Origin of the sequence: Arthrobacter sp. TB 26 (genome assembly GCF_000427315.1) — a bacterium.
In the GTDB taxonomy this organism is placed as follows: Bacteria; Actinomycetota; Actinomycetes; order Actinomycetales; family Micrococcaceae; genus Arthrobacter.
On record NZ_AUPJ01000173.1, the window covers coordinates 1 to 12,197 of the forward strand.

Annotated in this window: 10 protein-coding genes; 4 read left to right on the forward strand and 6 right to left on the reverse strand. The window is 66.0% G+C overall.

All coding sequences use genetic code 11. From position 1 onward, the window contains the following. The 5 genes from K789_RS0105855 to K789_RS0105875 form a co-directional block, all read right to left on the reverse strand. On the reverse strand, positions 1-1,392 hold a 1,392-nt coding region (locus K789_RS0105855; RefSeq protein ID WP_024365769.1), incomplete at its 3' end, for an MBL fold metallo-hydrolase. Between the two features lie 208 nt (positions 1,393-1,600). Next, positions 1,601-3,076 carry a protein adenylyltransferase SelO gene (locus tag K789_RS0105860; protein WP_024365946.1) on the reverse strand — a complete coding sequence of 492 codons (1,476 nt, stop codon included), beginning with the start codon at positions 3,074-3,076 and terminating at the stop codon, positions 1,601-1,603. Positions 3,077-3,209: 133 nt separating this feature from the next. Then, positions 3,210-3,512 carry a hypothetical protein gene (locus tag K789_RS0105865; protein ID WP_024365947.1) on the reverse strand — a complete coding sequence of 101 codons (303 nt, stop codon included), beginning with the start codon at positions 3,510-3,512 and terminating at the stop codon, positions 3,210-3,212. Between the two features lie 259 nt (positions 3,513-3,771). Beyond that, positions 3,772-4,152, reverse strand: a complete 381-nt coding sequence (locus K789_RS0105870; protein WP_024365948.1) for a VOC family protein — start codon at positions 4,150-4,152, stop codon at positions 3,772-3,774. Between the two features lie 293 nt (positions 4,153-4,445). Beyond that, positions 4,446-5,720, reverse strand: coding sequence for an MFS transporter (locus K789_RS0105875; RefSeq protein ID WP_024365949.1), 1,275 nt, complete (start codon positions 5,718-5,720; stop codon positions 4,446-4,448). 159 nt (positions 5,721-5,879) lie between these two features. On the opposite strand from K789_RS0105875, the gene K789_RS0105880 reads away from it, so the two are divergent. Continuing rightward, positions 5,880-6,893 carry a serine hydrolase domain-containing protein gene (locus K789_RS0105880; RefSeq protein ID WP_237739528.1) on the forward strand — a complete coding sequence of 338 codons (1,014 nt, stop codon included), beginning with the start codon at positions 5,880-5,882 and terminating at the stop codon, positions 6,891-6,893. A gap of 154 nt (positions 6,894-7,047) precedes the next feature. Further along, positions 7,048-8,151, forward strand: a complete 1,104-nt coding sequence (locus tag K789_RS0105885; protein WP_024365951.1) for a hypothetical protein — start codon at positions 7,048-7,050, stop codon at positions 8,149-8,151. 65 nt (positions 8,152-8,216) lie between these two features. On the opposite strand, the gene K789_RS0105890 is transcribed toward K789_RS0105885, so the two are convergent. Beyond that, positions 8,217-9,155 carry a 5'-3' exonuclease gene (locus K789_RS0105890; RefSeq protein WP_024365952.1) on the reverse strand — a complete coding sequence of 313 codons (939 nt, stop codon included), beginning with the start codon at positions 9,153-9,155 and terminating at the stop codon, positions 8,217-8,219. Positions 9,156-9,516: 361 nt separating this feature from the next. Here K789_RS0105890 and K789_RS0105895 point away from each other — a divergent pair, with 361 nt between their 5' ends. Then, positions 9,517-10,683, forward strand: coding sequence for a cytochrome P450 (locus K789_RS0105895; protein WP_024365953.1), 1,167 nt, complete (start codon positions 9,517-9,519; stop codon positions 10,681-10,683). A 122-nt stretch (positions 10,684-10,805) separates the two neighbouring features. Further along, positions 10,806-12,197: MBL fold metallo-hydrolase (locus K789_RS0105900; protein WP_024365769.1), on the forward strand; the 1,392-nt coding region annotated here is incomplete at its 3' end.

The window sequence follows — 12,197 nt, forward strand, 5'->3', positions numbered from 1 at the left end:
GGATGCCAGTGGCTGCCGGGTTGCCCAGGCGGCGTAGCTGCCGTCGAGTTCGACGACGTCGTAGCCGGCGCGGCGCAGCGCGCTGGCCGCGACGGAGTTCCGGACGCCGCTTTGGCAGTAGCTCACGATGGTGCCCTCGGCCGGGAGCTCGTCCAGGTGCCACATCACGCGGCCGCCGCTGAGCTGGTGGGAGCCCGGGATGTGTCCGGCGGTGTGTTCAGTGCGGTTCCGGACGTCCAGGACCATGGCGGCGTCGAAGTTCTCGAGGTCTTCAGGCGCGATGAGCTTCGGGGTGCTGACCGGCAGGCCCTCGAAGCCGGTGACGTAGCCGGCGACCTTGTCGATGCCGACGCGGACCAGGTGGTCCCACATCTCCTGCGCTGCGGACTGGTCAGGGGCCAGGAGCACGAGCGGGTTCTTGTCGGTTTCCGGGTTCACCACCCAGGCGCCGAAGCTGGCCACGGATTTGCCGGCCGGGACGTTGAGGGAGCCGGTGACGGTACCTTCGTGGACCTGGTCGTTGGGGCGGGTGTCGATGAACGTCACCGTGTCCGCGGCGAGGTCCTTCGCGACGGCGGCGAGGTCGAGTTCGGCCAGCGGGGCGCGTTCGCCCATCACGGCCGGGCCTTCACGGTTCTCCCGCTTCATCCGGCCGAAGTACGCGTGCGCGTCGGGCTGGCCGTCGAGGAGTTCATCAATGAAGCCCTGCTCGTCGTTGGCGGCCAGGTACGGGCCCCACCAGGAGTAGAGCCGCTCGTAGCCGACCGTGGAGGACGCGATCGCGCCCAGGGCCTTGCCGCAGGCACTGCCGGCGCCGTGGCCCGGGTGGACCTGGACGTGGTCCGGCAGGGTCAGGAACTTCTCCCGCAGGCTCGCGAAGAGCTGCTTGGCCCCGCCGAAGCGGGTGTCCACCCCGCCGGCAGCCTCATCCAGCAGGTCCGGGCGGCCCAGGTCCCCGGAGAAAACAAAGTCACCCGAGAGCAGGTACCCGGGGGTGTCGGCAAACGCACCATCGGTGACCAGGAAGGACAGGTGCTCCGGGGTGTGGCCGGGCGTATGCAGGGCCTTCACCGTGATGTTGCCCAGGGTGATCACATCATTGTCATAGAGGCGCTCAGCCTCGAAACCGTACTGCCAGTCCACTCCACCCTCACCGGAAACATAAGCAGTGGCACCGGTCGCGGCCGCCAGCTCCCGGGTGCCCGAGAGGAAATCCGCATGGATGTGGGTCTCGGTCACGGCAACAATCGTCATGCCGTTCTTCGCAGCCAGAGACTGGTACACCGCGATGTCACGGCGCGGGTCAACGACCAGCGCCTCACCCTTGGCCTGGCAGCCAATGAAGTAACTGGCCTGGGCAAGATCTTCGTCGTAGATGCGTTCCAGAAGCATGTGCTCTCCTTCGTAAAGAGGTGGGGATGTCCCCGTCAACTACTCACAACAATAATACCCCGGGGGGTATCTTGCAACACGGTTGATGCTGGGGCTTGCTGCGCATAGGGGTTACCGGCCGAAGCCGCGAAAGGAGTGTGCAGGCTACGCAAAAGAGGGGTCCAGGACCAATCAGTCCCGGACCGCTCACCGTTGCCCTCTTGAAGGATTAAGTTCCGCAGTAGGTCCGGTAGGTGCCGAAGTCCGCGGGGGCGGGGGCAGCGTAACGCTCCAGCCCAGGGCGCTCGTCATAAGGCTTGGCCACCGCGTCCATCAACCGCTGGAGCGGGTCCAGCTCCCCTCCCGTGGCGGAAGCGAGCGCCTCCTCCACCAGGTGGTTGCGCGGGATGTAGACGGGGTTGGCCCGGTCCATCGCGTCGGCGTCGGGGCTCAGGGCGCTCCAACGCTCCGCCCACGCATCAAACGCGGCCGGGTCGGGGAGCAGGCCACGCGCGGCTTCCCGGTGTCCGCGGGCGGCCGCGCCGAGGCTTCGGAAGAACGAGGTGTGGTCGGCCCGCCCCGCTTGGAGGAGGCTGAGCAACCCGTCCACGAGAGGCGAGGCGACGACGTCGTCGAGGTCGTGATGCAGGCCGAGTTTGGCCCGCATGCCGGCCGACCAGACAGCGCTGTACTGCCGGCGGAATCCGGCGAGGGACTCCTGCGCGAGGGCGACCGCCTGCTCCTGCCCGTCGTGGAAGAGAGGAAGGAGGGACTCCGCGAGCCGCGCAAGGTTCCACTCGGCCATGACCGGCTGGTTGCGGTAGGCGTAGCGCCCGGTCTCGTCGATCGAACTGTAGACCGCGGCCGGGTCAAACGCGTCCATAAAAGCGCAGGGCCCGTAGTCGATGGTTTCGCCCGAGATTGTCATGTTGTCGGTGTTCATGACCCCGTGCACGAAACCCACAAGCATCCACTGGGCCACGAGGGACGCCTGTGCGGCTATCACCGCCTGGAACAGCGCGACATAGGGGTTCCCGGCCCCCGCGGCGCCGGGATGGTGGCGGGTGATCGCATGGTCAGCGAGGCGGCGCAGGAGGTTGATGTCGCCCGTGGCCCGGGCGTACTGGAAGCTGCCCACGCGCAAATGGCTGCTCGCGACCCGCGTGAGCACTGCTCCCGGCAGCATGGTGTCGCGCAGAACCGGGCGCCCCGTCGCCACAACGGCGAGGGACCGGGTGGTGGGGATCCCCATCGCGTGCATCGCTTCACTCACGATGTACTCCCGCAGCATCGGACCGACAACCGCCAGCCCGTCTCCACCGCGGGCGAACGGGGTGCGCCCGGAGCCCTTGAGATGGACATCGCGGAGCTGGCCCCCGGCGTCGGTGATCTCACCCAGCAGGAGCGCGCGCCCGTCGCCGAGCCGGGGGGCCGGTAAGCCGAACTGGTGGCCGGTATAGGCCTGCGCCACTGGAGTCGCGCCATTGGGGACCAGATTGCCGGTCAGCAGACGCAGCCCCTCGGAACCGCGCAGCTGGGTGAGGTCGAGGCCAAGCTCGGCGGCCAACGGCTCGTTGAGCACGAGAAGACGCGGGTCCGGAGCCTCCGCTGCCTGCCAGGGAATGGCCATTTCCCCCAACTCTCTGGCAAAACGGGAGTCAAAGCGGCCGTCAAAGCTGACGGTTGATGGGGCTGCAGCAGTCATACTCCAAGGTTACCCGTGGCGCCGCGAGCGGCTGTGGTGTTCCCTTGACCGGCCAAGGATGCGCGCACCTTCGGGAAAGGCGCCGGTGTTGGGTCCGGTGTGGCCTTGCTGCGCCGCGTGCGGACGGCACCGCTTAGGGGGCGGCCACCATCTCGATGGCCACCGTCTCAATGATCCTGGTCGATGGCTCACCGACCAGCGCCGGCGCCGTCACACCGGTCTTCCACGTGTCGTTCTGTAACCGGCCCAGAAAGTCCACGGCCGCAGCCTGCGTATCGAAATCCATCTCCAGCATCACGTAGTCCTCCTGGTCAAGCGGATGCGAGATCCGGTACGACCGAACCCCGGAAGCGGCGCGGTCGAGTGGATCACTGTCGAAAGCGCTCCTCCACATGCCGAAGTCCCGGACCTGGTGTTCGATCTGCAGGGTAATCATGGGTCACTCCTGTCGACGGTTCTTGAAGCCCAACTGTAGGCCCGAAAGGCTGCCCAAAGTAAGGTGCCGGGCACCAGCGGTATTGCACGTTCCGATCACCGGACTCCCGATGTCCCAGCCGTCGCCGATCCGGCGCTAGGGAAACGTTAAGACTTCACCCTGCTTGGCCCCGGCGCCGCTCCCGCAAGGTAGCGTGAAGCGTGCGCCGTCCCTGCAGAGTCCCCCAATGATGCAGGGGCGGCGCCTCTATGCGCCGGCGCTACTGGCCCTGGAAGAGATTGAGGATGTTGCCCTCACTGTCCAGGAACCACGCGGCCTTGCCTACCGGAGTCGACGCTATCCCGTTCTCAGTCTTCAGACCAGGAAAGTCGTACTCCTCGAACACAACGCCGCGGCCGCGCAGATCCTTGACCTCGGCCTCGATGTCGTCTGTTCCCCAGCCCATCTGGGTGTTTTTAGCTGTTCCGGCATTGTCGGTCTTGTAGAGCAGGAAGGCCGTGCCTTTGCCGCAGCGGTACATCAGGTTCTCCTCGTCCATGGCGTCCGCGGGCTCCAGTCCCAGCACCTCACGGTAGAAATTGCTCGCCCGGACGATGTCCTTGGCGGGGAGGACTGCGATGATTTCGAGATCCTTCAGCATGATTGTTTCTCCCTCTTGATCAGCGTTGATCAGATTCCTGGAAGCCACCCCAGCTGCCATCCACAGTGAAATAGACGTCCGCCGGCAACTCGGTGTACCCGGCCCCGTCGTGCCAGCCCCGGGCCCCAATTCCGGGGGCATCAACATGCTCAGCACCAGCGGTGGACATGACACATCTGCTCCTCGAAGGTGCTGATGCGCACTATCGTAGGCTCGGGGCCGTGAGAGTCAATACTGCGAGGAATCCGCTGCTGCGCGGGGAACGTCATGGCGGCCGGCGGTGGTTGAAACAGCTACGACGGCTGTGCCCCCGGGCTCGTTGTACTCGTCGGGGCGTAGGCCTGATCCGCCCGGTTGCGCTGCCGGCGACTCGCCAGCAGGAATGGCACCGCGACCAACTCGATGACGCCGCCGATCGCCAGCGACGCCGAGTAGCCGTACACATCGGCTGCCCGGCCGAGCAGCGGCTGCACCGCCACCCCACCGCTCGATCCCATGAGCGAGTCGAAGCTAAGCACCGTTGCCCGTTGCTTCGAGGCGATCATGTCGTTCAGGTAGGCCTGCCGCACCGGAGTGCCCGCCGACGAGACCAGGGCCCAGAGTGCCAGGAGGACCAGTGCCACCCAGAACACGTGGGTGAAACCCAACACGATCAGAATCAACGCGCCCACAATGCTGCTCAGAATCAGCACCGTGGTCCGTCGGTGAACCAGGCCCCGAAGGCGTGGCGCCATCCAGCCGCCCAGCACCTGTGCCCCTGCCACGATGGCCGCCGCCAGGCCCGCCACGGAGTACGCGTGCGGGTCGCCGAAGAGCTCCAGCAGGTACGGCTGGAGGGCGTAGAAAACATAGATCCCGACGCCGGCGCTGAACGGCGCGGCCAGCATCACGTAACGTACGGGCGGATTTTTCAGTCCATTCTCGATCGAGGCGGTGAGCACGGCACGGGTCGCATCCAGAGGATGGGCCGAATGTTCGGGCGAGAACCCGACATCGCGCATGAGCCCAAAGGCCACGATAAACATCACCAACAGGACACCCACCCGCAGCAGAAACGGCACGCCAAGGTTGGTGGCCTGGGCGATGACACCGCCGGCCACCGAGCCGATCAGCATTGCCGCGCCCGACACCATCAGTCCCCTGCCCAGTACCGTCTCAAGCCCGCCTTCATAGCCCGAGAAGCGCAAGGCGTCCACGAGCCAGGCCTCAACGGCCCCGGAGAAAAACGTGAAGCCCAGACCGAGCAGCACTGACACGACGGCCCACAACCAGAACGGGGCGGAAAGCTGCCAGAGCAGGCAATAGAGGTAGGTCGAGACGGCCAGCGTCGCGGTGCCGAGCAGGAACGACACGCGGCGCCCCCAACTGTCGGCAACCACTCCGGTGGGCACCTCGAACAGCACCATCCCGGCGGTGAAGAAGGCGTTCGCGGCAAAAGCCTCAAGGTTGCTGAGTCCGGCGTCAAGCAGGAAGAGGGTGTTGATCCCCCAGATGAACGAAGCCGCAAGGGTATTGCCGAGCGTCAACGTGAGGTAGATGCGCTGAATCTTTCGGGCGGCGGCGTTCATCGGATTGCCGTCCCCGTCGGGGCGAGGGTCTGGCACGAGCCCATTCTCGTCTCCTTCAGCGGCACGCGCCAGAGAGCGGGATCTGCAAGGGCCCGCCTGTGACAGAATCCCATGGCGGAGGCCGCCGGCTCTGGAGAGAAGACCTGGAAAGGCGTAGATTTGCGCCGGGATTCATTCGACGTGGAAGGCTACCTGATGGCTTCCGGCAAACCCCACAGGGACGAAGTCCCGCGGCATGGGGGCGGCATCGAAAGTATCGCGGCGGGCAGGCCGCCCCGCGGAATGACGGCGGCCGTCGCAGCGATGATGAGCGGGCGCGGCGTTCCGGGCGTCTCCGTGACCGTAGTGAATCGCGATCGGGTGCTCCTCGCCGCCGGTTACGGACTCGCCGATTGTGCAGAGAACACGCCGGCAACCGCCTCGACGTCGTATCTCTGGTTCTCCATGACCAAGATCGTGACCGCGACGGCTGCGTTCCGGCTCGTGGACGAGGGTCGCCTCGATCTGAATGCCCCGGTGGGCGAGTACGTCCCCTACTTGCGCTCTTCCAGGACGACGCCGAGCGTGGGCCAGTTACTGAACCACACTGCCGGTTTCGGCAACCCGTTGCCCATCCGTTGGGTGCATGCGGCCAACGCGGATCCTCCGGATCCCGAGGCTTTGCTCCTCCATTTGATGGGCGGGCGCCGCGTTTACCGCTACCCTGCCGGGCAGAGCGCCCGCTATTCCAACGTCGGCTATCTGGCCGCCGGACAGGTCATTGCCGCTGCGTCCGGGATGGCCTTCGAGTCCTACGTCCACCAGTTCATCCTGCAACCTCTGGGCATGGAACACACCGGGTTCCGCTATCAGGAAGGCGCTGACAAGGCGACCGGTTACCTCAAGGCGCCCCGGATCATGGACCCCCTGCTGCGCGGTATGTTCCCCGCCGGGATCGCCGGAACCCGTCGCGGGCCGTACTTGTCACTGAACCACTTCTACGTGGACGGGCCCGCCTACGGCGGCCTGGTGGGCGGGCAGTGGGTGGAGCATTTCGGCGCCGGGGCCGGCTTCTGGAACGTCATGCGCCTCTACCCCGACCGCGGTCTGGGCATCGTCGCCATGAGCAACAGCACCAGCATGTACGACTTCGAACCGCTCTTCGCCCTCCTGGCATCTGCGTCGTGGTCGTGACCCTCGCGACCGACTGTTGACACCAGCATCCCACGGCCGGATGCTGGGCTGATCGGGCACTGCGTACCCTCGGCGGGCAGCCAGCATCGAGCAGTGGCAGGCATTTGCCCCTCATCATGCGATCAACCGCAGGGATAACACAAAGGAGTACCCCATGCACATTGATATGCCGACCCGATACGACTTGGAACGTCTGGCGGCTGCGCGCGATCCACACAGCGTCACAGTGTATCTGCCGACGAGCACTGTCCCCGCTGATTCGGAGGAGAACCAGACCCGAGCGCGCTCTTTGTTCGGTTCCGCCCTGGAACTGCTCCGCGCCGGGGCAAACAAAGACTCGCTCACCGCCATAGAGTCGTTCCTCCACGAGCTCCTGGAAACCCCGGAGTTCTGGTTTGACATGGGGCGGAGCTTGGCCATCTTTGCGACACCGACGTCGGTGTTGGAGTTCCGTTTGCCGAACGATCTCGAAAACCATGTCAGCGTGTCTGATCGGTTCGCCATCACCCCGCTTCTGCGCGCCGTAACGTTCCCCAACGCGGCGCTCGTGCTCGCGATTTCCCAGGACGGGGCGCGCCTCATCGAGGTCTCGGCTGACCGGCCGGCCCAAGAAATCACCGTACCCGGCATGCCAGTTGATGCCGGGAGTGCCGTCGGCCTCGACTCCATCGGCGGCCGTTCCCACTTCGGGCGGCTGCAAGGAGAAGAGGGGCGCAAGGTCCGGCTGGCCCAGTACGCCCGGTCCGTCGATCACGCGCTTCGTCCAATTTTGAACGGGCAGTCGTTGCCGCTGGTTATTGCAGCGACGGAGCCGCTTCGAAGCATCTACCGCAATCTCACAGGGTATGCACACCTCGCTGCCGAGGCCATCGAGGGAAACCCCGACGAACTGACTTCGGCCCAGCTGGCGGAAGCAGCGCGCGGTGTGCTCGACCGGATCTACGCGTCCGAACTCGTCGCACTGCAGGCGACATTTGAAGAGCGCCGCGCCAGCGGTCGTGCCTCGACGGACCTCAGCGATCTGGCACGGGCGGCCGCCTTCGGCGCGATCGCCACGCTCGCCGTCGACATGGATGCGCAAATCAGCGGTTCCGTCGGAGACGACGGCGCGCTCACCTTTGATGCGGACACTGGCCACGACGCGGTCGAGGAAATCGCCCGGCGGGCGCTCGGTACGGGTGCCCGGGTACTCGCGGTGCGACGGTCCGATATGCCGGAGAATGTGCAGGCCGCCGGCATTCTCCGCTACGCCATCTGACTCCACCCGCGTCCTTCTGCCGTCGGCACCGACTACCGTGCCTCAGCGCCCCACGGTGTCTCCACTCATTGACGCCGGTCGAGGGCCTTGAGGAGCCTCTTGACCGAGCCGCCGAGGTTCCACTCATTCCCGAGACGCTCGAGTTCGGCGCGGGAGTCGCCGACGACGGGACGCAGCTGCGCGCCCGCCTCCTCGAGTGTCGGCAGTTGGAGATCCCGCACGATCTTCACGACGGCGGGCGCTACCTTGAGGTAGTCCCCGGCCGCGGCAAGCTTCGACCGCACGGATGCGGACACCCCGCTTCCGGCCTCCGCCGCCGCCGAAAGCAGCGCGTCGAGCGTGCCGTACTCTCCGAGCAGGGCCGCTGCGGTCTTCTCGCCGATGCCGGCGACGCCCGGCAGCCCGTCGGAGGTGTCGCCGCGGAGGGTTGCGTAGTCGGCATACTGCTCCGGCAGCACACGGTACTTGCCGACGACGACCACGTCGGTGAGGACTTCGAGGTTCTTCATGCCCCGCGCGGTGTAGATCACCCGCACCTGGCGGGCGTCGTCGACCACCTGGAAGAGATCGCGGTCCCCCGTCACCACATCGACGGGAACCTCCGCATGGCTGGCGTAGGTGCCCACGACGTCGTCCGCCTCATGTTCGGCAGCCCCTACGACCGCGATGCCCGCGAGCTCAAGGACACGGCGGATCATCGGGATCTGCGCCTTGAGCGCGTCCGGCACGACTTCCACGTCGGGTGCACCCGCGACCGCCTCGGCGACCCGATGCGCCTTGTAGCTTGGGATGAGGTCGACCCGCCAGTGCGGACGCCAATCATCATCCCAGCACGCCACGAGATGCGTCGCGTCGTAGTCGGTCGTGAGCCGGGCGATCATGTCGAGCAGGCCGCGGACGGCGTTCACCGGCGTGCCGTCGGCGCGGCGGATTGTGTCGGGAACGCCGTAGAAGGCACGGAAGTACAGTGACGCGGTGTCAATCAACATCAGGCGGTGGGGCATACCTGATCCTGACACGGCTGCGCTGTCTTGCGAATCCGCCAGCCAGGCAACGACGTCAGCGGCACCCTCATGGGCGCCGCTATCAGTTCCTCGCAGCGCCCGTGACGTTTTCGAGGACGACGGCGAGGCAACCCGGTCCCGGCATCAACGCTTGGAAGTGGCCCCTTGACCCCGAGTCCGCCACGCTGCTCCCCTCTTTCGCCGCCCAGCCTGGACACAGCCCGGAATGACTTCCGGGCTCACCTGCTACTGTCCAGCGGAACGGGCGTCCGATAAAATCAGGGTCCCACGGGTCCATCAATTCGACGCCCCGACGGTCATCGAGGCCGATAGATCGCCGGGCTGAGCAGAGAGGCCAGCCATGGACTTCGCCCCCGCCACCGAGAACCCGCTGGACCCCTTCCCCCATTACGAGAGAATGCGGGAAGCCGCACCCGTCTTTCACGACGAGCAATCGGAGAGTTGGCATGTCTTCCGGTACGACGACGTGCAGCGGGTATTGTCCGAACATGCGAGGTTTTCCTCGCGGATGCATGGCGCCGACCCGTCCGAGACAGGTCACCTGTTCGCATCGAGCCTGATCACCACCGACCCTCCGCGGCACCGGCAACTACGCTCCCTGGTGACCCAGGCGTTCACGCCGAAAGCTGTGGACGCGCTTGCTCCCCGCATCTCACAGCTCACGGAAGAACTTCTGGAGGGGATCGCTGCCCTCGGAACAGCGGACCTGATCCAGGCATTGGCGTACCCGCTGCCGGTCATCGTCATCTCCGAACTCCTGGGCGTGCCCGCCGAGGACCGTGACCGCTTCAAGCTGTGGTCCGACGTCATTGTCAGCCAAACGCGGACCGGTGCGGCGACTGAGGACCATCAAGCCGCGAACCAGGAGATGACCGAATACTTCCTGAACCTGATCCAACAACGCCGGAGCGAGCCTGGCAACGATTTGATCAGCAACCTGCTCTCCGCCGAGATTGACGGGCAGAAGCTGAGCGTGCCCGAGCTGTTGGGTTTCTGCAGCCTGCTGCTCGTTGCCGGCAATGAAACAACCACCAACCTGATAGGCAATGCGGTTCTTTCCTTTACCGAAGTGCCCGGCACCATCGAACGGCTAGGAAAGAACCCATCGCTGCTCCCCCAGGCCATAGAAGAAGTGCTCCGCTTTCGGTCCCCCGTCCAGTCCATGTACCGGATTGCTGTTGCCGAAACCACCGTCGGCGACGTTCAGATTCCGGCTGGCGCCCCGCTCGTGGCTTGGATCGGCTCCGCGAACCGCGACGAGCGGCAATTCGCGCGGGCCGCCCAGTTCGACATCGACCGGGATCAGATCCGCCATCTGGCGTTCGGCCACGGCGTTCATTTCTGCCTCGGGGCCCCGCTTGCAAGACTTGAAGCAAGGATCGCGCTGGAGGCCATCCTGTCCCGGCTGCCAGGACTGACCGTCGCCCCGGGGTCGCGCCTTGAGCGGATGGACAGCACCATCGTCTATGGACTGAAGGGGCTCCCGGCCAGGTGGCACGCAGCCTGAACGCACGGCGGCCGCCCCACACGGCCGGCTTGCAACATACCCCCAGGGGTATTACCATTGTAGGTAGAGGAACGGAGAATCCCTCCCGGGAACTCTCCCCACCACCCAACGAAGGAGAGCACATGCTTCTGGAACGCATCTACGACGAAGATCTTGCCCAGGCCAGTTACTTCATTGGCTGCCAGGCCAAGGGTGAGGCGCTGGTCGTTGACCCGCGCCGTGACATCGCGGTGTACCAGTCTCTGGCTGCGAAGAACGGCATGACGATTGTTGCCGTGACCGAGACCCACATCCATGCGGATTTCCTCTCGGGCACCCGGGAGCTGGCGGCCGCGACCGGTGCCACTGCTTATGTTTCCGGTGAGGGTGGAGTGGACTGGCAGTACGGTTTCGAGGCTGAGCGCCTCTATGACAATGATGTGATCACCCTGGGCAACATCACGGTGAAGGCCCTGCATACGCCCGGCCACACCCCGGAGCACCTGTCCTTCCTGGTCACCGATGGTGCGTTTGCCGACACCCCCGGGTACCTGCTCTCGGGTGACTTTGTTTTCTCCGGGGACCTGGGCCGCCCGGACCTGCTGGATGAGGCTGCCGGCGGGGTGGACACCCGCTTCGGCGGGGCCAAGCAGCTCTTCGCGAGCCTGCGGGAGAAGTTCCTGACCCTGCCGGACCACGTCCAGGTCCACCCGGGCCACGGCGCCGGCAGTGCCTGCGGCAAGGCCCTGGGCGCGATCGCGTCCTCCACGGTCGGCTACGAGCGGCTCTACTCCTGGTGGGGCCCGTACCTGGCCGCCAACGACGAGCAGGGCTTCATTGATGAACTCCTCGACGGCCAGCCCGACGCGCACGCGTACTTCGGCCGGATGAAGCGGGAGAACCGTGAAGGCCCGGCCGTGATGGGCGAACGCGCCCCGCTGGCCGAACTCGACCTCGCCGCCGTCGCGAAGGACCTCGCCGCGGACACGGTGACGTTCATCGACACCCGCCCCAACGACCAGGTCCACGAAGGTACCGTCACCGGCTCCCTCAACGTCCCGGCCGGCAAATCCGTGGCCAGCTTCGGCGCCTGGGTGGTGAACCCGGAAACCGACAAGAACCCGCTCGTGCTCCTGGCCCCTGACCAGTCCGCAGCGCAGGAGATGTGGGACCACCTGGTCCGCGTCGGCATCGACAAGGTCGCCGGCTACGTCACCGGCTTCGAGGGCCTGCCGGTCAGCACCCCGAAGCTCATCGCGCCTGAAGACCTCGAGAACTTCGACGCCGCCATGGTCCTGGACGTCCGGAACCGCACTGAACACACCGCCGGACACATCCCGGGCTCCCACCAGCTCAGCGGCGGCCGCGTGATGTGGCACCTGGACGAGCTCCCGGCCGAGGGCACCATCGTGAGCTACTGCCAAAGCGGCGTCCGGAACTCCGTCGCGGCCAGCGCGCTGCGCCGCGCCGGCTACGACGTCGTCGAACTCGACGGCAGCTACGCCGCCTGGGCAACCCGGCAGCCACTGGCATCC

Bases quoted from the DNA above. Each gene is read 5' to 3' on its own strand.
- K789_RS0105860 (WP_024365946.1), bottom strand. From the start codon at position 3,076: ATGACTGCTGCAGCCCCATCAACCGTCAGCTTTGACGGCCGCTTTGAC.
- K789_RS0105865 (WP_024365947.1), bottom strand. From the start codon at position 3,512: ATGATTACCCTGCAGATCGAACACCAGGTCCGGGACTTCGGCATGTGG.
- K789_RS0105870 (WP_024365948.1), bottom strand. From the start codon at position 4,152: ATGCTGAAGGATCTCGAAATCATCGCAGTCCTCCCCGCCAAGGACATC.
- K789_RS0105875 (WP_024365949.1), bottom strand. From the start codon at position 5,720: ATGAACGCCGCCGCCCGAAAGATTCAGCGCATCTACCTCACGTTGACG.
- K789_RS0105885 (WP_024365951.1), top strand. From the start codon at position 7,048: ATGCACATTGATATGCCGACCCGATACGACTTGGAACGTCTGGCGGCT.
- K789_RS0105890 (WP_024365952.1), bottom strand. From the start codon at position 9,155: ATGCCCCACCGCCTGATGTTGATTGACACCGCGTCACTGTACTTCCGT.
- K789_RS0105895 (WP_024365953.1), top strand. From the start codon at position 9,517: ATGGACTTCGCCCCCGCCACCGAGAACCCGCTGGACCCCTTCCCCCAT.